The 25,674-nt window shown below is 38.5% G+C and carries 15 protein-coding genes and 3 rRNA genes; 17 read left to right on the forward strand and 1 reads right to left on the reverse strand.

Annotated features, from left to right (window positions below; translation table 11 throughout):
• Nucleotides 1–3 precede the first annotated feature (3 nt).
• The 17 genes from BCB69_RS00510 to BCB69_RS00595 all read left to right on the forward strand — a co-directional run bounded on the left by BCB69_RS00510 (nt 4) and on the right by BCB69_RS00595 (nt 21,900).
• Nucleotides 4–732, forward strand: a complete 729-nt coding sequence (locus BCB69_RS00510; RefSeq protein WP_022513569.1) for a YebC/PmpR family DNA-binding transcriptional regulator — start codon at nt 4–6, stop codon at nt 730–732.
• A 544-nt stretch (nt 733–1,276) separates the two neighbouring features.
• Nucleotides 1,277–1,768: a 5-(carboxyamino)imidazole ribonucleotide mutase gene (gene purE / locus BCB69_RS00520; protein ID WP_022513571.1), complete on the forward strand. Its 492-nt coding sequence runs from the start codon at nt 1,277–1,279 to the stop codon at nt 1,766–1,768.
• A gap of 11 nt (nt 1,769–1,779) precedes the next feature.
• On the forward strand, nt 1,780–2,643 hold the full coding sequence (locus tag BCB69_RS00525; RefSeq protein ID WP_069176712.1) for a phosphoribosylaminoimidazolesuccinocarboxamide synthase: 864 nt from the start codon (nt 1,780–1,782) through the stop codon (nt 2,641–2,643).
• A 68-nt stretch (nt 2,644–2,711) separates the two neighbouring features.
• A complete protein-coding gene (purF, locus tag BCB69_RS00530) occupies nt 2,712–4,106 on the forward strand; it encodes an amidophosphoribosyltransferase (RefSeq protein ID WP_069177351.1) in 1,395 nt (464 codons plus the stop codon).
• A gap of 30 nt (nt 4,107–4,136) precedes the next feature.
• Nucleotides 4,137–5,195 carry a phosphoribosylformylglycinamidine cyclo-ligase gene (gene purM, locus BCB69_RS00535; protein WP_069176713.1) on the forward strand — a complete coding sequence of 353 codons (1,059 nt, stop codon included), beginning with the start codon at nt 4,137–4,139 and terminating at the stop codon, nt 5,193–5,195.
• A complete protein-coding gene (gene purN, locus BCB69_RS00540; protein ID WP_022513351.1) occupies nt 5,188–5,811 on the forward strand; it encodes a phosphoribosylglycinamide formyltransferase in 624 nt (207 codons plus the stop codon). The genes purM and purN overlap by 8 nt, the downstream gene beginning before the upstream one ends.
• A gap of 3 nt (nt 5,812–5,814) precedes the next feature.
• Nucleotides 5,815–7,353, forward strand: a complete 1,539-nt coding sequence (gene purH / locus BCB69_RS00545; protein WP_022513352.1) for a bifunctional phosphoribosylaminoimidazolecarboxamide formyltransferase/IMP cyclohydrolase — start codon at nt 5,815–5,817, stop codon at nt 7,351–7,353.
• A 12-nt stretch (nt 7,354–7,365) separates the two neighbouring features.
• Nucleotides 7,366–8,652, forward strand: a complete 1,287-nt coding sequence (gene purD, locus BCB69_RS00550; protein WP_069176714.1) for a phosphoribosylamine--glycine ligase — start codon at nt 7,366–7,368, stop codon at nt 8,650–8,652.
• Nucleotides 8,653–8,760: 108 nt separating this feature from the next.
• A complete protein-coding gene (locus tag BCB69_RS00555; protein ID WP_159049957.1) occupies nt 8,761–10,029 on the forward strand; it encodes a lipase family protein in 1,269 nt (422 codons plus the stop codon).
• A gap of 169 nt (nt 10,030–10,198) precedes the next feature.
• Nucleotides 10,199–10,888, forward strand: coding sequence for a response regulator transcription factor (locus BCB69_RS00560; protein ID WP_022513355.1), 690 nt, complete (start codon nt 10,199–10,201; stop codon nt 10,886–10,888).
• An 11-nt stretch (nt 10,889–10,899) separates the two neighbouring features.
• Nucleotides 10,900–12,822, forward strand: coding sequence for a sensor histidine kinase (locus BCB69_RS00565; RefSeq protein WP_069176716.1), 1,923 nt, complete (start codon nt 10,900–10,902; stop codon nt 12,820–12,822).
• Between the two features lie 313 nt (nt 12,823–13,135).
• A 16S ribosomal RNA gene (locus BCB69_RS00570) occupies nt 13,136–14,706 on the forward strand.
• Nucleotides 14,707–14,929: 223 nt separating this feature from the next.
• A 23S ribosomal RNA gene (locus tag BCB69_RS00575) occupies nt 14,930–17,856 on the forward strand.
• Nucleotides 17,857–17,939: 83 nt separating this feature from the next.
• Nucleotides 17,940–18,056: ribosomal RNA gene (gene rrf, locus BCB69_RS00580) — 5S ribosomal RNA — on the forward strand.
• Together the 16S, 23S and 5S rRNA genes form the textbook arrangement of a ribosomal RNA operon.
• A gap of 137 nt (nt 18,057–18,193) precedes the next feature.
• A complete protein-coding gene (locus BCB69_RS00585) occupies nt 18,194–18,793 on the forward strand; it encodes an HD domain-containing protein (RefSeq protein ID WP_069176717.1) in 600 nt (199 codons plus the stop codon).
• Between the two features lie 252 nt (nt 18,794–19,045).
• Nucleotides 19,046–20,296, forward strand: a complete 1,251-nt coding sequence (locus BCB69_RS00590; protein WP_022513069.1) for a pyridoxal phosphate-dependent aminotransferase — start codon at nt 19,046–19,048, stop codon at nt 20,294–20,296.
• Between the two features lie 80 nt (nt 20,297–20,376).
• A complete protein-coding gene (locus BCB69_RS00595; RefSeq protein ID WP_022513070.1) occupies nt 20,377–21,900 on the forward strand; it encodes an alanine/glycine:cation symporter family protein in 1,524 nt (507 codons plus the stop codon).
• Nucleotides 21,901–21,946: 46 nt separating this feature from the next.
• On the opposite strand, the gene nifJ is transcribed toward BCB69_RS00595, so the two are convergent.
• Nucleotides 21,947–25,489: a pyruvate:ferredoxin (flavodoxin) oxidoreductase gene (nifJ, locus tag BCB69_RS00600; protein ID WP_216821558.1), complete on the reverse strand. Its 3,543-nt coding sequence runs from the start codon at nt 25,487–25,489 to the stop codon at nt 21,947–21,949.
• Nucleotides 25,490–25,674: the final 185 nt, after the last annotated feature.

A 25,674-nucleotide genomic window follows, 5' to 3' on the forward strand; every position in this document is an offset into this window, starting at 1 on the left:
ATAATGTCAGGACATTCAAAATGGGCAAATATTAAGCGTACAAAAGGTAAAAATGATGCTATGCGAGCAAAAGTAACTACAAAAATTTCAAAAGAAATTACAATAGCAGCTCGTATGGGTGGAGGAAATCCTGTTGGTAATATGCGTTTAAAGTTAGCATTAACTAAAGCAAGGCAAAATAATGTTCCTAAAGATATTATTAAACGTGCTATTGATAAAGGGGTTGGGGCTTCTACCGGTGCCGGGTTTGATGAAGTAACTTATGAAGGGTATGGTCCTGGTGGAGCAGCTATTATTGCAGAATGCAATACAGATAATCGCAACCGTATGGCAGCAGATATTCGTCACGCTTTTAATCACAATGGGGGTTCTTTAGGCGCAACAGGTTCTGTTGGATGGATGTTTAAGCGTAAAGGAACTATTATTATTGACAAAGAAAAAGCGGAAGAAGATAATGTAATGCTAATTGCACTGGAAGCAGGGGCGGAAGATGTAATTACAGAAGGAGATACTTTCCAGGTTATTACTTCTCCTGAAGATTTTTTGACAGTTTCAGAAGCTATTGAAAACGAAAATATTCCTGTTGAAGCATCAGAAGTGGCAATGATTCCTGATACCACTGTAAATTTAGAAGGGGATCAGGCAGAAACAATGAGTCGTCTTATTGCTGAATTAGAAGAAATGGATGATGTACAGGAAGTGTATCATAACGCAGAACTTCCGGAAGAATAATACAATAATAAAAAGAGAGAATGAATTCTCTCTTTTTATTATTGTATAAGTATATGCTATATAAAAGAAAACCAAATATATGAATAGTCTTAAAGTAATAATATATGTAATTATCTATCAAAGTATACTTTATTATTGTGATATAAAAAAATAAATATAAATAATTATTAAAAAGTGTAAAATAATCTAGACAATTTATATTAAAGCATATACAATGAAGTTAATTGGACTGGTAGGACTCAAGAGTCAGCTTATTTACAACTGACTCTTTGTTTTTTCTAAAAGGAGTTATAATGACACATTTGTCTGGGTTCCTGCATCGAGGATTGGCAAGCGCAGCGGTTAGCCTTATGCATGTTGTCCCGGGGGAGATTGTATATTATTGTGTGTTATTATTTGTGTTTATAATGCAGTATAACTCTATGTCCGCATGGAACAACTCTCTGTATAATGGATTATTGTCTTTAAAAAAGACTGTTTTCTTTATGCAGGGAGTGTTTTTATTTTCTGTATGAAATAGAAGGAGTTATAAGGAGGATTTCTAATGCATGTTGCAATAGTAATGGGAAGTGATTCGGATCTTTCTGTAATGAAAAAAGCGGTTGAGATTTTAAATCAATTTGAAGTGACATATGATGTAGCATTAGCATCCGCACATCGAACACCGGAGAAACTGATTGATTTTGTAGAAACACAAGAAGAAAAAGGAGTAGCTGTTTTTATTGCCGGTGCCGGTATGGCAGCGGCACTTCCTGGTGTAGTTGCAAGTCTTACTACTAAGCCTGTTATAGGAGTTCCTCTTTCCGGTAATACATTGGATGGAATGGATGCGTTATTATCGATTGTTCAAATGCCAAGCGGTATGCCGGTTGCTACTGTAGCTATTGATGGTGCTAAAAATGCAGCTCTTTTAGCGGTTCAAATGGGTGCATTATCAGATGCGGTATTGTGTGATCAATATAAGGCGTATCGAAATAATATGGCAAAAAGTATTTATGAAAAAGATAAAACAATACAAGAAAAGTTAAAAGATTAAAGGAGAATATCATGAAACAGTACAAGCCCTATAAAGAAGGAAAAGTTAGAGAATTATACGATTTAGAAGATAGTTTAGTTATGGTGTGTACCGATCGTATTTCCGCTTTTGATAAAATATTGGAAACAGATATCCCTGAAAAGGGCGATGTATTAAACTATATGTCCAAGTTTTGGTTTAATTTAACTAAAGATATTATTCCTAATCATATGCTTTCTGTTGACACAAAGGATATGCCTGAATTTTTTCAAACAGACTGGTTTGCAAAACGTAGCATGAAGACTTTAAAGCTGGATATGATTCCTGTAGAATGTATTGTTCGCGGGTATATTACCGGTAGCGGTTGGGAAAGTTATAAAATGGATGGACATGTATGTGGTATTTCATTACCTGAAGGCCTTAAAGAGTGCCAAAAACTTCCTGAAGCATTATTTACTCCCAGTACTAAAGCACCGGTGGGTGAGCATGATATGAATATTTCCATGGAAGAAGGGGCTGTTTGGTTAGATAAATTCTTTCCGGGTAAAGGAAAAGAATATATGGAAAAATTAAGAGATCTTTCTTTAGCATTGTATAAAAAATGTGCTGATTATGCTTTAGAAAAAGGAATTATCATAGCAGATACTAAATTTGAATTTGGACTTAATGAAAAAGGAGAATTTATTCTAGGTGATGAAATATTGACACCGGATAATTCTCGTTTCTGGCCACTAAAAGGTTATGAAGTTGGTAGAGGTCAACCGTCTTATGATAAACAATTTGTGCGAGATTATTTGAAAGAAAATCCGACAGATGCGCTTCCAAAAGAAATTATTGAAAAGACCATTGGTAAATATAAAGAAGCATATGAATTATTAACTGGAGAACAATTTTAATATATAGGATATACAGTATGTATAATTACCTAGAGTGAAAACAGGAGTGTATAGTGAAGTCTACAAATATAATTTATGATTATAGACCTCATGAAGAATGTGGTGTATTCGGGATTTTTGATCATGAACGGCAAGCAGGACTTGAAACCTATTATGGATTGTTTGCATTACAACACCGAGGACAAGAAAGTGCCGGAATTACTATTTCTGATGGAAAGAGTATGGAAACTTTTCGTGGAATGGGATTGGTTACAGAAGTTTTTAGACAAATACCGGAAAAAGAAGGATTTATTGGGATAGGTCATGTACGTTATAGTACTACGGGTTCCTCTGTTTCCAGTAATATTCAACCATTACAAGCAGAAGGTATTAATGGATCTGTTGCCATAGCACATAATGGAAATTTAACAAACACTATTTCATTGAAAACACGTTTGTTACAAGGTGGAGCTACTTTTCAAACTACTATGGATACAGAGGTTATTATTAAACTTCTGGCTCGCTCTAAAGAAAGACGAATTGAAGATCAAATTAAAGAAGTGATGAGCGAGATCCGTGGAGCATATGCTTTAGTCGTATGCACTAATCATTCACTCTATGGTGTTCGTGATCCATTGGGATATCGTCCCTTAGTTATTGGACAGACTGAAAAAGGCTGGGTTTTAGCATCTGAAACCGCTGCACTAGATCTTATCGATGCTCAATATTATAGAGATGTGCAGCCGGGAGAAATTGTAACTATTGATGAAGAGGGATTACATAGTGAATGGTTTGAGGCTTATCGTCCGGCACGATTAGGAATGTGTTCTTTTGAATATATATATTTTGCACGACCTGATTCTATTATTAACGGACAAAGTGTTTATGAAGCACGTCTTGAAATGGGAAGGCAGCTGTGGAAAGAAGCACAATTTGATGGAGATGTAGTTATGAGTGTTCCTGATTCGGGGAATGTAGCAGCGAGAGGTTATGCGGAAGTATCCGGAATTCCTTACTCTGTCGGTTTACTCAAAAATAAATATATGGGGCGTACTTTTATTAAGCCCGGTCAAAAAAATAGAGAAATAGCCGTACGAATGAAACTGAATCCTATTCGCTGTAATGTGGAAGGAAAACGAATTGTACTGATTGATGATTCGATTGTTCGTGGTACTACAAGTGGAATTATTGTCCGATTATTAAAAAAAGCAGGAGCTAAAGAAGTAAATTTACTGATTAGTTCTCCACCGGTATGTTATCCTTGTTATTTCGGTATAGATACAGCAGAGAGGAAACAGTTAATTGGCGCTACACACACGTTGGAAGAGATTAGAAAATTTATTGGGGCGGATAGATTACAATATTTGTCAGAAGAAGGTCTAGCAAGAGCTATTTCCTGTATACCTAAAAAAGATATGTGCATGGCATGTTTTAATGGAGATTATCCGGAAGTATTAGATACAGAAGGGCAGAAAAAAGAGTAATAAAGAGTATGATATCGGAGGAGGTTGCTCATGAATAAGAAGAAAAAAGGACTTACTTATGCAGATGCAGGGGTTGATATTGATGCAGGAGAAAGAGAAGTAGAGTTAATCAAAGATTCCGTACGTTCTACTTATACATCAGGCGTGATTGGTGATTTAGGTGGATTTGGTGGATTATATTCTCTAAAGGGAGATTTAACAGCTGATCCGGTTTTAGTATCCGGAACGGATGGAGTTGGAACTAAATTACGCTTGGCTATTGACATGGATATTCATGATACTATTGGACAAGATTGTGTAGCTATGAGTGTTAATGATGTATTAGTACAAGGGGCCAGACCTCTATTTTTCCTTGATTATATTGCAACCGGAAAATTAAAACCGGAGCATATGGCAGAAATTGTTAAAGGGGTTGCTAATGCATGCAAAGAGTCCGGATGTGCTTTGCTAGGTGGCGAAACTGCTGAAATGGCAGGGTTTTACAGTAAAGGTGATTATGATGTTGCAGGATTTGCGGTAGGAATTGTGGATCGAGCTGATTTAATTACCGGGGAGAAGGTATCAGTGGGAGATGTTATCTTAGGACTTCCTTCTTCCGGTGTGCATTCTAATGGATATTCTTTAGTTCGTCGTATTATTAAAGATGAAAAGTTAAATTTAAATAAAGTATATAAGAATTTTGATAGATCATTGGGCGAAGTACTTTTAGAACCTACACGACTTTATCCAAAGATAGTACTTCCGGTTATTAGTGAATATGATGTACATGCTTTAGTTCATATTACCGGTGGCGGGTTCTATGACAATATTCCACGTGTTTTACCGGAAGGGACTCGTGCGGTGTTAGATGCGGATAAGTGGCCGATGCTTCCTATATTCCCGTTCCTTGCAAAAAAAGGTGGAGTAGAAGCAAGAGAGATGTATCGAACATTTAACTGTGGATTGGGAATGCTTTTAATTGCGAATACAGAAGAGGCAGAAAAGATAAAATCTATCTTAGAATCTATTAATGAACCGGTTTATGAAGTGGGTACTATTACTGAAGGAAATCAAGATGTAGTAGTGACGGGTGGTTTGTTTAATGAGTAAAAAACGTATTTTGATATTTGCTTCCGGTAGAGGCTCTAATGCAGAAGCTATTTATAAAGCTACGATAGAAGATAAAATTAATGGTGTAGTTGTTGGAGTCATTTGCGATCATAAAGAAGCATTTGTCATTAAGAGAGCTTCTATGTGGAAAGTGCCGGTAACTATTATTGAGAAGAAAAATTTTGTTAACAAAATGGATTTTGATGAAGCACTTGTTGTAGCAGCAAAATCTTATACTCCTGATTTAATATGTTTAGCAGGATATATGAGGATTTGTGGTGCTGATTTAATTCACGAATTTCCTAATAAAATAATCAATATACATCCGGCATTGCTTCCGAGTTTTAGAGGTCTTCATGCACAAAGACAGGCTTTAGAAGCTGGAGTAAAAGTAGCAGGATGTACAGTTCATTTTGTAGGAACAGGATTGGATGATGGACCTATCATTACACAAACTGTAGTGCCGGTATATGACCATGATACCGAAGAAACTTTATCAAGTCGTATTCTAGAAAAAGAACATCCGACTTATGTGGCAGCTGTTGCTGCATTTTGCGCAGATAAACTTACTGTTAGTGGTAATCGTGTTCTAGGGATACATGGGGAGGAAAATTAATCAATGGAAATAAAACGAGCATTATTGAGCGTTTCTGATAAGACAGGTATTGTTGAGTTTGCACAAGGGTTGCATGAACTTGGGGTAGAACTTATTTCAACAGGCGGAACTATGCAACAATTAAAGGCAGCAGGTATTCCGGTAATATCTGTTTCTGAAATTACCGGTTTTCCGGAAATGATGGATGGAAGAGTAAAAACTTTACATCCGAAAGTACATGGAGGGATTTTGGCAATTCGTGATAATCCTGAACATGTAGGAGCTATGAAAGCACATGGCATTACAGGGATTGATTTAGTAGTAGTAAATTTATATCCTTTCCGAGAAACTATTGCTAAACCTGATGTAACCAGAGAAGAAGCTATCGAAAATATTGATATTGGCGGCCCTTCTATGGTAAGAGCTGCTGCTAAAAATTATAAATATGTTGCTATTGTAGTAGACCCTATGCAATATTCTGAAGTTTTAGAAAAAGTTAACTCAAATACATTAACGGAAGATTTTCGATTGGCATTATCACAAAAAGCTTTTTTGCATACAGGACTATATGACTGTGCTATTGCTGAATATTTGACAAAACAAGTAACAGAAAAAGCTTCTATGCCTGTCGTTTATAGTAAGTCATTTACTAAAATACAAGATTTGCGATATGGTGAAAATCCACATCAGAAAGCGGCTTTTTATAGAGATACTGCAGCACAAGGTGGTATTGCATTTGCAAAACAATTACATGGGAAAGAACTTTCTTATAATAATATTGTAGATATGGAAGCAGCATGGAATTTAGCACATGAATGGAAAGAACGGCCTTCTTGTGTAATCGTAAAACATACAAACCCATGTGGGACTGCATTAGGAAATACAGTATTAGAAGCATTTGAACGTGCTTTTGCAGCAGATGATAAATCTGCTTTTGGTGGTATTGTAGCATTTAACAGAGAATTGGATGCTGAAACGGCAGAAGCTATGAAACCTATATTTTTTGAAGTAGTTATGGCACCTACTATTTCAAAAGATGCTTTAGAAATTCTTGGAACGAAGAAAAACATTCGTTTAATAGAAATACCGGAAACAACAACAGAAGAGTTACAACTTCGCAAAGTATCCGGGGGATTATTAGTACAGACTGCTGATGATAGTTCGGAAACAAGAGAAGATTGTCAAGTAGTAACAGAACGTGTACCCACAGAAGAAGAGTGGAAAGCTATGGAATTTGCATGGAAAATAGTTAAGCATGTAAAATCGAATGCCATTGTATTGGCCGGAACCGATGTTACTTATGGAATAGGTGCAGGACAAATGAATCGTGTAGGTGCTGCTGCAATTGCTATTCAAGAAGCTGGTGAAAAATCAAAAGGTGCAGCTCTTGCATCGGATGCTTTTTTTCCTTTTGGAGATACCATTGAAGCGGCAGGAAAAGCTGGAGTTACTTGTGTAATCCAACCGGGTGGGTCTATCCGGGATCAAGAATCTATAGATATGGCAAATAAATATAATATTACCATGGTCTTTACCGGACATAGACATTTCCGTCATTGTTAAAAGGGGGAGTTTATGAAGATACTTGTAATTGGGGCTGGTGGACGTGAACATGCATTGGCATGGAAGTTATCAGAAAGTGCCGGTGTTGAAGAAGTCTACGTTTCTCCCGGAAGCTTAGCAATGACTGATGTGGCATCAGTTATTCCTGCACAAAATGATATGGATTATGTAGAACTTGCAAAAGAATTGAATATTGATTTAACTGTAGCAGGACCGGAAACGGTATTAGTTGACGGATTGGCTGATAAGTTTGCAGAAGCAGGATTGCCTTTCTTTGGACCTTCTGCTAAGGCAGCACGTATTGAAGGATCTAAAACATTTGCAAAAAATTTTATGAAAAAATATCATATTCCTACAGCAGGGTATGAAGCATTTACTGATGAAAAGGATGCAATTCAATATGTAAAAGAGCAAAATTATCCATTGGTTATTAAGGCGGATGGGCTAGCAGCAGGTAAGGGTGTTATTATAGCACAAAATGAAGAAGCAGCAGTGGATGCTATTCATAATATGATGGCGGGATTAGCTTTTAATGGGGCAGGTAAGCAAATTGTAATTGAAGAATTTATGTCGGGTGAAGAAGCTTCTATACTTGCTTTCTGTGATGGAAAAAATGTAGTTCCTATGCTTTCATCTCAGGATCATAAACGTATTGGTAACAATGATACCGGCGCTAATACAGGAGGGATGGGTGCTTATGCACCTGCTCCTATTATTACAGATGCACTATCTGAAACTATTTATCAACAGATTCTTAAACCTGTAGTTGATGCTATGCAGGCAGAAGGACATCCTTTTATTGGCTGTCTTTATGCAGGCTTGATGATAACTGAAGATGGTCCTAAAGTAGTGGAGTTTAATTGCCGATTTGGAGATCCTGAAACAGAAGCGGTATTACCTTTGTTGGATGGAGATTTGGCAAATATTATGATGAGTTGTGTACAAGGAACATTAAATGAAAAAGATGTAACTTGGAAAAATGGTTATGCTGTAGATATAGTATTGGCTACTAACGGGTATCCCGAAGCACATTCTAAAGATGATAAAATTGAAGGTATTAAGCAAGCAGAAAATTTGGGGTGTCATGTTTTTCATGCAGGCACTACTTTGAAAGATGATGGGTTTTATACATCTGGTGGACGTGTGTTAAATGTAGTGGCTTGTGGTTCTACATTGGAAGAATCAAGAAAAAAAGCTTATGAAGGAGTTTCGAAAATTTATTGGGAAGGAATGCAATATCGTAGTGATATTGCAATGAAAGGAATTGCTCGCTTGAAAAATAGAAAAAAGAACTGCTAACTTAGCAGTTCTTTTTTCTATTAAACAAATATTAGGTAATGTTTATACAATATAGTATACTTATTATATAAATAATTTATATAAGCAGTTACATGTTATATGGAGACTATGATGAATTGGGTAAAAAGATTAACTACAGTAATAGTTATATTATATACTACAGTTTTTCCTCATGGAGTTTTAGCAACAGATATAGAACAAGATTATACTGATGCACGTAAAGCTTACTTGTCCTCTTGGATATCCATGGCTGCTTATAATGGGTTGATTGGAAAAGTAGCAAGGGAAGAACTGAAAAAAGAAAATTGGATATTGAGGAAAGCAGAAATTAGTAACGAATCCGGTCATGCAAAATTTTTGATTGCAGAATCAGCGGATACAGATTTAGAACCACTTACTATTGTTGCAGTTACAGGGACTAGTGATTTTACAGATATAAAGGCGGATTTAAGTGTGTCTAAAATAGCTTGGAATGAATCAGATTCAGAAAGTATGGTACATCGCGGTTTTAAACGTTATGCGACTTCTATCTGGGATACTACTTTAGAAGATAAAACGGTTGGTGAACTGATAAAAGAAAAAGCACAAAATCAAAACTTTATTTTTACAGGACATAGTCTTGGTGGTGCAGTAAGTACTTTATTGGCAGCTAGAGCCAAAGATGAAGGGGTAACTTCTCCTTTGGAAGTAATCACTTTTGGTGCACCTGCTATAGGTAATGAAAATTTTTCTAAAAAATATGAACAACTTCTTGATATAAAACGCATTGTAAATAAAGGGGATCCTGTAAGTAGTGTAGTACAAAAGTTTATTGGGGGGTATAAACCTATTGGAAAAGAAGTTACTTGGAATCCGTCGCCTGATTTGCATTATTTTAAACATAGTATGATTTTATATATAGATACGGCTCTTAGAAATTATTATGACACAAGAGAAGCTTATGAAAAGATGATAGGATATGTACCGGTACAGACCGATATTGAATCCTCTATGATTTTAGCTTTTCCCCCGACTATAGAAATAGATGGGTCTATACAAGCAGATAAGAAGTATATAAAACAAGCTATGATTGATTATTATGACGGAGCTTTTCCCGGATTGGTTTTAAGTGAAAAGGAATTTAAAGATTTACCGACTGCGTTACAAGAAGCAGCTGATAAAAAATGTAAATATATTGTTACACATACATTAAAAGTTGTTGCTAATAAGAATAAAGAACAAGAATATATTCTTACTTTAGGGGAATCTATATATGATAAACATGGTAAATTAATTTCTTATCAAGAAAATGTGACCAACACAAAAATGATGACACCTATAGAAGCATCTTTATATCTTTTGATTCTAGAAAATAAATATATAGATACTATATTTTAAATATAATAAAAACCGGTATAATTATGCCGGTTTTTATTATTAAGGTTTATAACAATACATAAATCGTATATTCTTGGATAATGCTCTATGATAAAATGAAAAGTATAGATATTCACGTTACTAAATAGTGGTAATTACTGTTTTTGTAGGATATAAAAGGAGTTTTCCTATGCCGTTAATATATTGCGTAGAAGATGATGATAGCATTAGAGACTTGGTTGGCTATGCTTTACATGGGCAAGGATATGAAATAAGAAGTTTTAGTGAGTCTGCTCATTTTTGGACTGCTTTAAAAAGCACTGTTCCTGATTTAATCCTTTTAGATATTATGCTACCGGAACAAGATGGATTATCTTTATTAAAACAAGTTCGTGAAAATAAAGAGTTTTACCATATTCCTGTTATCATGATGACTGCAAAAACAAGAGAGTTTGATATTATTAAAGGGCTTGATGCAGGGGCTGATGATTATGTTACAAAACCATTTAGTATTTTAGAACTTTTATCTCGTATTCGAGCAGTACTGCGCCGTAGTTCTGTATCTAAACAAGAAATTCCTGAGATATTATCTTATAAAACTATTACATTGCGGCCCAAAGAACATATCGTTAACGTCGGGAAAAAAGAAGTAATATTAACATTAAAAGAATTTGACTTGTTGAGTTATTTAATATTAAATAAAGGAATTATATTGTCCCGAGATCAGATTATGCAAGCCGTATGGGAGTCTCCTGTTATGTTGGAAAGTCGTACTATTGATATGCATATTATGAGTATTCGACAAAAATTAGGAAAAATTGGAAAAGAAATTCGAACGGTACGTGGAGTTGGGTACCGTTTAGGAGATAAGAATAAATAGGAAGGTGAATTATGAGAACACAAATACAGCGTAGTTTATTTTTTATGGGACTGATAGCTGTTGTTATTACATTTGTCATGTCGGCAGTAATGTATTATCAAGGAATGCAAGGACAGCATATTCGAGAACTGCAGATGACAACTTATACAGCGTCGCAAGCATTACATAGAGAAGATAAACAAGAGGGAATATCTTATTTGGAAGGTATTTATAAAGAGAATCCGGCGGGAATTCATATTGTATGGTTAGATAAAACCGGAGAAGTTTTATATGATTCTGAAGGGGATAATGGAGAGCCTTATGCAGAACAGCCGGAAGTGCAGCAAGGATTTAAAGAAGGAGAAAGTTTTTCTATACATAAGAGCTGGAAGGGCTTACCTAAGGAGTTTTATACACATAAAGCAAAAGATGGTACTTTGCTTCGTATATCAAGTACCAGAACATTAAACTCAGAAGTATTTACCGTATTTATACCGGAAATTGTACTTTTTGTATTTGTATTTGCAGTGGGATGTGTTTTAGTTGCAATGCAGCAAACTTCCACCATTTTGAAACCGTTGGAATCTTTAGCGGAAATGGTAGGGGGGTTAATGACCGGGGAAAATGACTTGCCTGTACCGGGTGGATATAATGAGTTAATTCCTTTAATTGATAAAGTTAAGGAGCAGCGTCAGCAAATTAATGACTATTTAAAAGATTTAGAAGAAGATAGAAGTACTATGCATACAGTCGTTAATACAATCTCTGACGGGATTATCTTATTAAACAAGGATAAAGAAGTTATTGACTATAACGATCGAATAAAGAAAATTTTTGATTTTAATGGTAATAGGAGATATAGAAAAGTATCTACTATTTATCATGATGAGGATTGGCTGCGTGCGATTAGTAGAGCCTATCAGGAAGACGGAAGTCAGCAATATACAATGACTCTATTCCATAGTCCATTTGAGGTCATTTTTACGCGTACTGCTTTAGTTGATGGGCAAGTGGGGTTATTAATTGTATTCCGTGATTTATCTGCTCAATATGCAGCAGAACGAATGCGTAGAGAGTTTTCAGCTAATGTGTCACATGAATTAAAAACGCCCTTAACTTCTATTAGTGGTTTTGCTGAAATGATTGCTAGCGGTATGTATGGTGGAATCGAAGATCTTCGTATGTTTGGAAATCGTATTTTTGAAGAGTCTAAACGAATGACTTCTTTGGTTGATACTATATTGCATTTATCTAAGTTGGAAGAAAACGATACAACGATTACTTGGAATACTGTGAACATGCAAGATGTGGTTTCTTACGTAGTTGATGTTATTCAATCACAAGCACATCGGAGAGATGTTAAAATACAGGTAGAATCCGGGCCGGTATACGTTCATGGAAATCAACCTTTGTTATCTGAATTGGTTATGAATTTAATTGATAACGCAGTTAAATATAATCAAACAGGCGGAGAAGTTCTTGTTCATTTAGAGCGTAATGCAAATGGAAAAATGCTGTTTTGGGTTAAAGATACAGGAATCGGAATTCCTAAAGATAAGCAAGAACGAGTATTTGAACGTTTTTATAGAGTAGAGTCCAGTCGTAGCAAAGGAACCGGTGGGACCGGATTGGGGCTTGCAATATGTAAACATATTGTATCTCGTCATCATGGTACAGTTTCTATTAACAGTATTGAGGGAGAGGGAACAGTGGTTACCGTGATTATACCTGCTATGACAGATGAACAGGTATTTGCAGAAGCAGGAAATACTTTAAAAGCACATGAAGAGGCTGCTATGGCACAACAAGCAGCATTAGAAGATGTAGAAATAGAAGAGGCGGAAAAGGTTAAAGGTAAAAATAAATTAAAAAAAGAAAAAAAGAATAAAAAAACGGACTCCATAGAACAAGAAGATTCTAAGGATAAAAAGAAGAAGAAAAAAGGTAAAAAATAAGTTAAAAAGGAGATGAAAGTGATATGTTTTTATCTCCTTTTTTAATTTATTAAAAAAATTAACAGTTTAAATTGAATAAATAGTAAAGTTTATGGTATAATAAATCACATCATTATGATAATTTTAGTAAAAAAACAAAATGTCACTTGACATTAAAAATAGAGAGTGATAACATAATGAAGTCGCTTACGGGCGATTGGTTCTTTGAAAACTGAACAGTATGACAAACAAAAGCCGATGTGCGGATTGGAAATAATCCCGCAATAATTTGAGAAAAAAAGGCAAGAAAATAATCGAGCCAAACAAACAATCTATCATGGAGAGTTTGATCCTGGCTCAGGACGAACGCTGGCGGCGTGCTTAACACATGCAAGTCGAACGGAAAGAGATGAAAGAGCTTGCTCTTTTATTAATTTCAGTGGCAAACGGGTGAGTAACACGTAAACAACCTGCCTTAAGGATGGGGATAACAGACGGAAACGACTGCTAATACCGAATACGTTCTAAGCATCGCATGATGCATAGAAGAAAGGGTGGCCTCTACAAGAAAGCTATCGCCTTAAGAGGGGTTTGCGACTGATTAGGTAGTTGGTGAGGTAACGGCTCACCAAGCCGACGATCAGTAGCCGGTCTGAGAGGATGAACGGCCACACTGGAACTGAGACACGGTCCAGACTCCTACGGGAGGCAGCAGTGGGGAATCTTCCGCAATGGACGAAAGTCTGACGGAGCAACGCCGCGTGAACGAAGAAGGTCTTCGGATTGTAAAGTTCTGTGATTCGGGACGAAAGGGTTTGTGGTGAATAATCATAGACATTGACGGTACCGAAAAAGCAAGCCACGGCTAACTACGTGCCAGCAGCCGCGGTAATACGTAGGTGGCAAGCGTTGTCCGGAATTATTGGGCGTAAAGCGCGCGCAGGCGGTTTCTTAAGTCCATCTTAAAAGCGTGGGGCTCAACCCCATGAGGGGATGGAAACTGGGAAGCTGGAGTATCGGAGAGGAAAGTGGAATTCCTAGTGTAGCGGTGAAATGCGTAGAGATTAGGAAGAACACCGGTGGCGAAGGCGACTTTCTAGACGAAAACTGACGCTGAGGCGCGAAAGCGTGGGGAGCAAACAGGATTAGATACCCTGGTAGTCCACGCCGTAAACGATGGATACTAGGTGTAGGAGGTATCGACCCCTCCTGTGCCGGAGTTAACGCAATAAGTATCCCGCCTGGGAAGTACGATCGCAAGATTAAAACTCAAAGGAATTGACGGGGGCCCGCACAAGCGGTGGAGTATGTGGTTTAATTCGACGCAACGCGAAGAACCTTACCAAGCCTTGACATTGATCGCAATCCATAGAAATATGGAGTTCTTCTTCGGAAGACGAGAAAACAGGTGGTGCACGGCTGTCGTCAGCTCGTGTCGTGAGATGTTGGGTTAAGTCCCGCAACGAGCGCAACCCCTATTTCCTGTTACCAGCACGTAAAGGTGGGGACTCAGGAGAGACCGCCGCGGACAACGCGGAGGAAGGCGGGGATGACGTCAAGTCATCATGCCCCTTATGGCTTGGGCTACACACGTACTACAATGGGTGCCAACAAAGAGAAGCGAAATCGCGAGATGGAGCGGACCTCATAAACGCACCCCCAGTTCAGATTGCAGGCTGCAACTCGCCTGCATGAAGTAGGAATCGCTAGTAATCGCGGGTCAGCATACCGCGGTGAATACGTTCCCGGGCCTTGTACACACCGCCCGTCACACTATGAGAGTTAGAGACACCCGAAGCCGGTGAGGTAACCGCAAGGGACCAGCCGTCTAAGGTGGAGCTGATGATTGGAGTGAAGTCGTAACAAGGTAGCCGTATCGGAAGGTGCGGCTGGATCACCTCCTTTCTAAGGAGACAGCTTTATAGAAATATAAAGACTGTAGGTCGGACATCGGAAGAGAGTTATACTGTTCAGTTTTGAGAGAACCAAAAGTTCTCTTAAAAAAGGAAAAGAAGATGTTCTTTGAAAACTATATAGAAGTAAAAGACGTAAGAAAGATTTCATAGAAAATCAATCTTGCGCACTGAAGGAAACTCAAAAGCAAGAAGGTCAAGGTGTGAAGTATGTAAGTTAAGATACTAAGGGCATACGGTGGATGCCTTGGCGATATCTGCCGAAGAAGGACGCGACAAGCTGCGAAAAGCTACGGGTAGGCGCAAATAGCCGTTGAACCGTAGATATCCGAATGGAGAAATCCGGCGGTGGTAATGCACCGTCACCCATACCGACCGGTATGAGGAGGGAACTCGGTGAACTGAAACATCTAAGTAACCGGAGGAGAAGAAATCAAACGAGATACCCCAAGTAGCGGCGAGCGAACGGGGAAGAAGCCTAAACCGAATAAGGAAACTTAATCGGGGTTGAGGACCGACAAAATTGGAGGAAAAGTTAGCCAAATCTCTTGGGAAAGAGAGCCGAAGACAGTGAGAGCCTGGTAGGCGAAAACAAGAACTCTAAGGACGGAATCCAGAGTAGTGCGGGACACGAGAAATCCCGTATGAAGCAGGGGGGACCACCCTCCAAGGCAAAACACAGATATCGACCGATAGCGCATAGTACCATGAGGGAAAGGTGAAAAGCACCCCGGGAGGGGAATGAAATAGAACCTGAAACCGTATGTTTACAAACAGTCAGAGACCGTATATAAAACAGGTCGATGGCGTGCCTATTGAAGAATGAACCAGCGAGTTACGAGGGCCGGCAAGGTTAAGCAGGAAATGTGGAGCCGAAGCGAAAGCGAGTCTTAATAGGGCGAGAAGTCGGAAAGCGTAGACCCGAAACCACAGTGATCTACCCATGTCCAGGTTGAAGCACAGGTAAAAATGTGTGGAGGACCGAACCTATATCTGTTGAAAAAGGTTAGGATGAGGTGTGGGTAGGGGTGAAATTCCAATCGAACGTGGAGATAGCTGGTTCTCCCCGAAATAGCTTTAGGGCTAGCCTCAAGTGGTGATTACAGGCGGTAGAGCACTGATCAGGAGCGGGACCTACCCGGTTACCAAACCCAGTCAAACTCCGAATGGCTGTAATCAAACTTGGGAGTCAGACTACGACTTATAAGGGCCGTGGTCAAGAGGGAAACAGCCCAGATCATCAGCTAAGGTCCCAAATGCCGTGCTAAGTGGCGAAGGATGTGGCGTTTCATAAACAACCAGGATGTTGGCTTAGAAGCAGCCATCATTTAAAGAGTGCGTAATAGCCCACTGGTCGAGAGACGCTGCGCCGAAGATGTCCGGGGCTCAAGCACGGAACCGAAGCTATGGCAGACGCAAGCCGTCTGGGTAGGGGAGCGTTCTTATTGGGGAGAAGCGATACCGGAAGGAGTCGTGGACTGATAAGAAGTGAGAATGCTGGTATGAGTATCGAAAAGAAAGGTGAGAATCCTTTCCACCGAAAGCCCGAGGGTTCCTGAGCAACGATCGTCGTCTCAGGGTAAGTCGGGACCTAAGCCGAGGCAAGAAGCATAGGCGATGGACAACAGGTTGAAATTCCTGTACCGGAAGAGTCTGATTGAGTGAAGGAGTGACGCAGAAGGGCACACAAGCATGCGAGTGGAAGAGCATGTCTAAGTGCGTAGCCTGTATGATAGGAAAAACCGTCATACGAGAAGGGTGAGACATGAAGGGGAGTTAAAGGAGACTTTAATGAACTTGTGAATCCCATGCTGCCAAGAAAAGCTTCTAGCGAGGACTCGTCCGCCCGTACCGTAAACCGACACAGGTAGGCGGGGAGAGAATCCTAAGGTGCGCGGGAAAACCCTCGTTAAGGAACTCGGCAAATTGCATCCGTAACTTCGGAAGAAGGATGGCCCTTGGTAGGCGAAGAGTCAAGCACTTGGAACCGAGAAGGGTGGCAGAAAAGAGGCCCAAGCAACTGTTTACCAAAAACACAGGTGCCTGCGAAAGCGAAAGCTGAAGTATAGGTGCTGACGCCTGCCCGGTGCTGGAAGGTTAAGGAGAGAGGTCAGCTAAGGCGAAGCTTTGAACTGAAGCCCCAGTGAACGGCGGCCGTAACTATAACGGTCCTAAGGTAGCGAAATTCCTTGTCGGGTAAGTTCCGACCCGCATGAAAGGCGTAATGATTTGGGCACTGTCTCAACGAGGGGCCCGGTGAAATTGAAATACCTGTGAAGATGCAGGTTACCCGCGACTGGACAGAAAGACCCCATGGAGCTTTACTGCAGCTTGAGATGGAATCTCGGAAGTAGATGCACAGGATAGGTGGGAGACAAAGAAGTATGTACTTAGGTATGTATGGAGTCGATGTTGGGATACCACCCTTCTAGTTCTGGGATTCTAACGCCAGGAGTAACGACCCTGCGGACAATCTCAGGTAGGCAGTTTGACTGGGGCGGTCGCCTCCGAAAGAGTAACGGAGGCGCCCAAAGGTTCCCTCAGGTCGGACAGAAACCGACCGACGAGTGCAAAGGCAGAAGGGAGCTTGACTGCGAGACCAACAAGTCGAGCAGAGACGAAAGTCGGGCTTAGTGATCCGGTGGTACTGTGTGGAAAGGCCATCGCTCAACGGATAAAAGCTACCCTGGGGATAACAGGCTAATCTCTCCCAAGAGTTCATATCGACGGGGAGGTTTGGCACCTCGATGTCGGCTCATCACATCCTGGGGCTGGAGTAGGTCCCAAGGGTTGGGCTGTTCGCCCATTAAAGTGGTACGCGAGCTGGGTTCAAAACGTCGTGAGACAGTTTGGTTCATATCCATCGCGGGCGTAAGAAGTTTGAGGGGGGCTGCTCCTAGTACGAGAGGACCGGAGTGGACGAATCAATGGTGTACCAGTTGTCACGCCAGTGGCATGGCTGGAAAGCCACATTCGGAAGGGATAAACGCTGAAAGCATCTAAGCGTGAAGCCCACCCCAAGATGAGACTTCTCATCAGAAATGAGTAAGATCCCTTATAGACTATGAGGTAGATAGGCCGCAAGTGGAAGAGCAGTGATGTTTGGAGCGATGCGGTACTAATAGATCGAGGTCTTAACTTAGAGAGAATCACAAAGCGCAGACAGTCTTGGAAGAGACTTCAGTGGTACTTCTATATAGTTTTGAAGGAATATCTTCAAAGAGAAACAGTGGCGATAGCTGTGAGGATACACCTGTACCCATGCCGAACACAGAAGTTAAGCTCACAAACGCCGAAAGTACTTGGCTGGAAGCGGCCCGGGAGGATAGGAAGCTGCTGATTAAAAAAGAACACTCAATAGAGTGTTCTTTTTTATTGTCTATATACTTTTATATTGCACCTTTAAGAGCAGATTATTTTATTGTGGTAAACTGAGTATAGATAAGTTAATTTATGAGCGAATGTATAGAGGTATAGATATGGAACGTTTACAAAAACAATTTGATTTTATTTTAGAGATAGATAAAGAAAAGAGTATTGAACGACAAACTTATATTTCAGACGGAAGTAGAAAAGAAAATGATGCAGAACATGCTTGGCATATGGCACTTATGTGTTTTCTTTTATCAGAACATGCGAACGAGTCTATTGATAAATTGAAAACAATTATGATGCTATTGATTCATGATTTAGTAGAAATTTATGCAGGAGATACTTTTGCCTATTCAAATGCTGATATCGATGAAGTTCATGCAAAAGAATTAAAAGCAGCTGATAAATTATATAGTAAATTACCTAAAGATCAAGCAACATATTTAAAAAATTTATGGATTGAATTTGAAGAAGGTAAGACAGCGGAAGCACGTTTTGCTCATACTATTGATAACATTCAACCTATGATGTTAAATTTTGCCACGAAGGGAAAAGCATGGACAGAACATCGAGTAAAAATTAGTCAAGTATTAAAACGAAATAAAAACACTTCTAAAGGTTCAGATATTCTTTGGAAGTACGCTTGTCAATATTTTTTGAGACCTAGTATAAAAAGAGAAAGACTTATTAATGATATTGAATTATAGGAAATACTAGAATTTACGGATAGTAGGAATATAGTGTCTTTAATAGAATAAAATGAGTTTAAAGTAATAAAAAAGTAGTATATATTAAATTGTTGTAAGTGCTTATTTGTTATTACTTGTAATTAATGTTATGCTTTTTTTAGAAGAAGTGTAATTTTATATTGAAAAAAATAGTAGTGGTTGGTAAAATGGTCATATCAGAAGCTCTATAGAACATTATCAATATGATTCCTTTGTTTTTAGGAGGTTACAATGTATAGTATTGCTGCAGAACATGCAAAAGGAAAATTTGCGCAAGACAATATTTTTGCTTCAAATAATAAAGCCGTTGCTTTAGCAGATAAATTAGGAAATGATAAAGTTATTAATGCTACAGTAGGATCTATTCTCGATGAAGAAGGCAATTTAGTTGTATTAAATGTGGTGCAGGAAGAGTATAAAAAGTTAACACCTCGTCAATATGCTGCTTATGCTCCTATTCAAGGGTATCAAGGATATTTAGAGGCATGTATTGAGCAATGTTTTTGTTCTTCACGTCCTGAAGGGTATATTCGTGCTGTATCTACATCCGGCGGCACAGGAGTTCTTCATCATGCAGTACATAACTATAGTGCTATCGGAGATGAAATTCTTATTTCTGATTGGCACTGGGGGGCATACGATAGTGTTATTCAAGATAATCTTCGTAAAATTCGTACTTTTTCTTTAATTAATGAAGAAGGACATTTTGATAGTGTAGATTTTAAGAAACAAGTTGAATATTTAGTAAGTAAGCAACAGAATACCGTTATTTTATTTAATGGTATTGCTAATAATCCGACCGGATTTTGTTTAACAATTGAAGAGTGGCAACTTGCAGTGAATATTATACGAGAATCAGTAGAAGGTACTGACAAAAATATTATATTTGTACCGGATGTTGCATATCTTGATTATAGTGGTGAAAAAGAAGAATGTAGAAGATTTTTTAAAGTTTTCAGTAATTTACCAAAAAACATTTTAACGATTGTTGCATATACTTTGAGTAAAGGTTTTACTATTTATGGACAACGTATGGGAGCCATGATTGCGGTTACTTCTGATGAAGGAGTTGCACAAGAATTTGTAGATATTAACCAGTATTCGAGTCGTGCTACTTGGTCAAATGGTAATAGTGCACCACAACAAGCTATGATTTCTATTTGTAAAGATGCGGAAAAAGTTAAAAGATTAGATTTGGAGCGTAAGCAATATTTTGAATTAATTCAGCAACGAGCAGATATTTTTATGAAAGAAGCTCAAGAATGCAATATTAAGTTTGTTCCTTACATATCCGGTTTCTTTATTACTATTCCGGTAGATGGTGCACAAGCAGTTTGTGATAAACTACAGGAAGAAAATATATTTATGGTTCCATTAAAGAAAGGGATTCGTTTAGCGGTATGTTCTGTTTCAAAGAAGAAAATGACAGGGCTTGCTGCTAAATTGAGAGAAGCAATGGACGCAGTAGGTGCTAAACAGTAAAAATTATTTAGAGTTTATTATTATGGAGAGTCAGAGTTATCCAATTAAACTTTGACTCTCGTTTTATTTAGGAGGCAAGAATGGGAAGCCTTTTGGCAGCAGTGAATGCAATACTTTCTTTTATTACACCCATATCTGATTTTTTCTGGGACTTTCCTAAAAATTTTGAATGGTATAGAGAAATTCCTCTTTTAGGAGATTTTTCACTGGCAATTATTGTATTGGTAGGTTCCGGTATTTATTTCACATTAAGTTTGGGTTTTATACAAATCAAATATTTTAAAAAAGGTATCAAACTTTTAATTCAACATAAACAAATACAGTCCGGTATATCACCGTTAACTGCATTTTTTCTTAGTTCAGCAATGAGAGTGGGACCGGGTAATATTATTGGTGTAACGGGAGCTATTGCGACAGGCGGTCCCGGTGCTCTATTTTGGATGTGGATATCTGCTTTTTTTGGTATGGCGACTGCTTATACAGAAAGTGTGTTATCACAGTTGTTTAAAGAAAAACGTGGAGATGTATACGTAGGAGGACTTCCCTTTTATGCACGCCAATTATTAGGAAATAAAGCATGGATCGGAGTGGTATTGTCTTGTATTTATATTCTTTACGCCATGTTTTGTCTTCCCGCACAAGGATTTAATGTAGTATCTTCTATGGGAGCTATAGCAGAAATTTTTATAGGGAACTCGATTTCGGTACAATCAAGTTTTTATTATATTGTTTCGACTATCGTTATTATACTGGCGGCAGTTATTGCTTTTGGCGGGATTAAGCGAGTAACAAAAGCTACTAATGCTATGGTTCCGATTATGGCTATTATCTACATATTGACAGTAGCTTTTCTTATTGTAACTAATACACATCGAATACCATATTTTTTCCAATCTGTATTCTCGGGGGCATTTACACCTGAAGCTATATTTGGAGGTGCATTTGGCACAGCTTTAGTACAGGGTGTTAAGAGAGGTCTGATGTCTAATGAAGCCGGACAAGGAACGATTACTATGGCCGCTGCTGCTGCGGATGCTCGACATCCCAGTGAACAGGGACTTATTGCGGCATTAGGGGTATTTTTAGATACACATATTATTTGTACGATGACAGGATTTATTGTTATTATGGGGCAACAATGGAATACTCCTGTATGGCAGCAATCGGGAACCTATCCTAAGTTTCTCTTATCAATTCATGCGATGGTACCGGGGGTTATAGATTCAATTGTTATGGGATTAGTTTCTTTATGTTTTTGTCTTTTTGCATATACGACTATGGTGGGGATGATTACTTTTTCTGAAATAGCAGCTAATCGAATTTCATCCTCTCCCGTATTTATTAACTGTATTCGGGGAACAGGCGTATTTGTAGCAGCTTTTGGTATTTTTTGTAATATTGCCGGATATGATTTGAGCAATCTTTGGGCTTTCTCCGATTTAGGGAATATTATTATCGTTTACTGTAATATTCCGTTATTATATATTGGATTTTGTTATGTTCGAAAAACTACATATACATACATGATAAATGAAAATAGATTCTGCTCCAAAGAGATTGGAATTAAAACCTCTTGTTGGAATGAGGAACATTTAAATACGTAAAACAAAAAGATACATTTCATAGAAATGTATCTTTTTGTTTTGCTGTTTAGTTAACAGATGCAAGTTCTGCTTCTTTTGCTTTGCGCTCTGCAATTTCCAAGTCAAAAGATTTTTGTAGACGTACATAGCTTTGACGGCGTGCACGTGCGTCATTCTCTGTTTTTTGGAATAAAGCTTCCGCTTGTTCCGGGAATAATTTCAGCAAAGAGGAGTAGCGAACTTCTCCTAGTAAGAAGTCATGGAAATTTCCTTTGGGTTCCCTACTATCTAAATGGAATGGGTTTTTTCCTTTTTCTAAAAGCGTTGGATTATAACGCCATGTACACCAATATCCACATTCTACAGCTGATTTTTCTTCATTGATGGTATTTCCCATGCCTTTACGTAGACCATGATTAATACATGGGCAATAACAGATAATTAAGGATGGTCCCGGATATGATTCTGCTTCAGAAATTGCTTTTAGTGCTTGGTTCATATCTGCACCTAAGGCAATTTGAGCAACATAAATGTATCCATAAGAAATTGCCATCATTCCTAAATCTTTTTTACGAGTTCTCTTGCCTGATGCGGCAAATTTTGCAATCGCAGCTGCAGGAGTAGCTTTAGAAGATTGTCCGCCGGTATTGGAGTATACTTCGGTATCTAATACCAAGATGTTGACGTCTTCGCCTGATGCGAGAACTTGATCAAGTCCTCCAAAGCCAATATCATATGCCCAACCATCTCCACCGAATATCCATTGGCTCTTTTTAATGAAATGATCTTTTAACTTAAGCAAGTCTTTATATTCAGGGTGAAGAGCTACTTCTTCTTCCAGTGCGGTTTCAAGTCTATCTGCATGAAGTCTGGTAGTGGCACCGATATCTTTATTTTCAAGCCAATTCTCCATAGCAGCTTTTACTTCGCCGGTGGCTTCAGGAAGTAAAGATTCTATTTTATTAATTACTCGGCTACGAAGTTTTTTCTCTCCAAGATACATACCTAATCCGAACTCTGCATTGTCTTCAAATAAAGAGTTTGCCCATGCAGGACCACAACCTTTATCGTCGGTGGTGTAAGGAATAGATGGAGCACTAGCACCAAATATAGAAGAACATCCTGTGGCATTAGCAATCATCATGCGATCACCAAATAGGTTGGTAATTAAATGAATGTATGGCGTTTCACCACAACCGGCGCAAGCACCGGAAAACTCAAAATATGTTGGTTGGAATTGGGATCCTCGTAATGTATTGGGTTTTAATGGATTTTCCTTTTGTGGTAAGGACATTGCATAATCCCAAAGAGGTTGTTTATCTATTTGGGTTTCAATAGGTTTCATGACTAACGCTTTTTCTTTTGCTGGACATACATTCGCACAAAGGTTACAACCATAGCAGTCTTCCGGATCTACTACAATGCGAAACTTAAGTCCTTTTTTAGGACCGGGGAAATCTTTTACAATAAATCCTTCCGGTGCATTAGCCACTTCTTCCTCTGTAACAAGTACCGGTCGGATAGCTGCATGTGGGCATACTACAGAACACTGATTACAGCTGATACAGTTTTCAGGAATCCATTCCGGTACAGAAATAGCTGTGGTTGGACGCTCATATTTAGTTGTACCCGGTAAGAAAGTACCGTCTTCCCAACCTTTAAATGCAGATACAGGTAAATCATCGCCTTCTTGTCGGTTCATTACATCACAAATTTCAGATACAAATTTAGGGCGAGGAATAGTCGATATAGAACCACCTGTAGTAGCATGCTTCCATTCCGGTGGAATAGTTACCTCATAAACACTTTGCATACCGGCATCTACTGCACGATTATTCATATCCACAATATGTTGACCTTTACGTCCATAAGAATGTTCTATGGATTCATAAAGTAATTCACAGGCTTTTTCATCAGGGATTATTCCGGTTAGATGGAAAAAAGCAGCTTGCATAATCATGTTAATACGACCGCCAAGACCAATTTCTTTGGCAATATCAAAAGCATTTACAATGTAAAAACGAGCATTCAATGCAGCTAATTTTCTCTTCATTGTTGCCGGTAATACATGATCAAGGTCTTCCGGTTTCCAACGGCTGTTTAATACAAATGTTCCACCGGGTTTGAGTCCACGGAGAAGATTGTATTTATAAATGTAAGATGGTCGATGACATGCAATATAGTTGGCTTGCGTAATTAGATACGGTTTACGAATAGGATTTGGGCCAAAACGTAAATGAGATATTGTTACACCACCTGATTTTCGGGAATCATAGGAGAAATATCCTTGTGCATACATATCCGTATTATCACCGATAATTTTGATGGCACTCTTATTAGCACCTACGGTTCCGTCAGAACCGAATCCCCAGAATTTACAAGAAATACACTGATCATCTTTTTCGGGAAGTGAAATAGGTGCTAAGGAGAGATGAGTTACATCATCCTTTATACCCAAGGTAAAATTATGTCTAGGTCTATCTGATTCTAAATGCTTGTATACTGCCATAATATCTTCAGGGATTACATCTTTAGAACCTAATCCATATCTGCCGCCTACTACACGAGCATCGATATCAGAACCGGCAATAGCACTTTGTACATCTAGGTATAATGGTTCACCGATAGATCCCGGCTCACGAGTACGATCCAACACGGCGATTTTTTTAACTGTTTTAGGAAGTTGTTCAATAAAATGTTTGATTGAAAATGGTCTATAGAGATGCACATTCAACATACCTACTTTTTCACCATTTTCACACAAAATATCTGCAACATCTTTTATAACATCTGATACGGAGCCGATGGAAACAATAACTCGCTCTGCATCAGGAGCACCGTAATAATCAAAGAGGTGATAGTTACGCCCGGTTAATGCAGAAATTTTATCCATATACTCTTGGACCATATCAGGGATTGCTAAATAGAATGGATTGGATGCTTCGCAATGTTGAAAATAGACATCCGGATTTTCGGCTGTACCACGAATAACCGGTTTGTTAGGAGTCATAGAACGATTTCTAAAGGCAGTTAATGCTTTCTGATCAATTAATTTTTTTAATTCTTCATACTCTAAAACTTCAATTTTTTGAATTTCATGACTGGTTCTGAATCCATCAAAAAAATTAATAAAAGGAACTCGTCCTTTTATGGCTGTTAAATGTGCAATGCCTGCAAGATCCATGACTTCTTGGGGATTGGATTCTGCTAGAATAGCGCAACCGGTAGCACGTGCCGCCATAACGTCTTGGTGGTCTCCGAAAATGGAAAGTGCATGATTAGCCAATGCACGTGCGGCTATATGGAATACACCCGGTAATAATTCACCCGCTACTTTATACATATTAGGTAACATTAAAAGCATACCTTGAGAAGCGGTGTAAGTTGATGTGAGTGCACCACTTTCCAGCGCACCATGAAAAGCTCCTGCTGCACCACTTTCTGCTTGCATTTCGACGACATGTACGGTGTCTCCAAAAATGTTTTTCTTTCCATGAGCAGCCCATTCATCTACTAATTCAGCCATAGTAGATGATGGTGTGATGGGGTAAATGGCAGCTACTTCTGTAAAGGCATAAGAAATATAGGCAGCTGCCGTATTCCCATCCATAGTCTTAGTTTTCCTCAATGAGAACACACTCCTTTTTATCTGTAGATATTTTAAAATTGAGTACCATGTAAAACTATGATAAAATAGCATGAGATACAATCTATTTTGTATACATGGACATTAGAATAGTTTGTTATCTATTATTATTTATAAATAGAACTATTTTTATCTCCTGTTACATTATA

Source organism: Dialister pneumosintes (genome assembly GCF_001717505.1).
GTDB lineage: Bacteria > Bacillota > Negativicutes > Veillonellales > Dialisteraceae > Allisonella > Allisonella pneumosinta.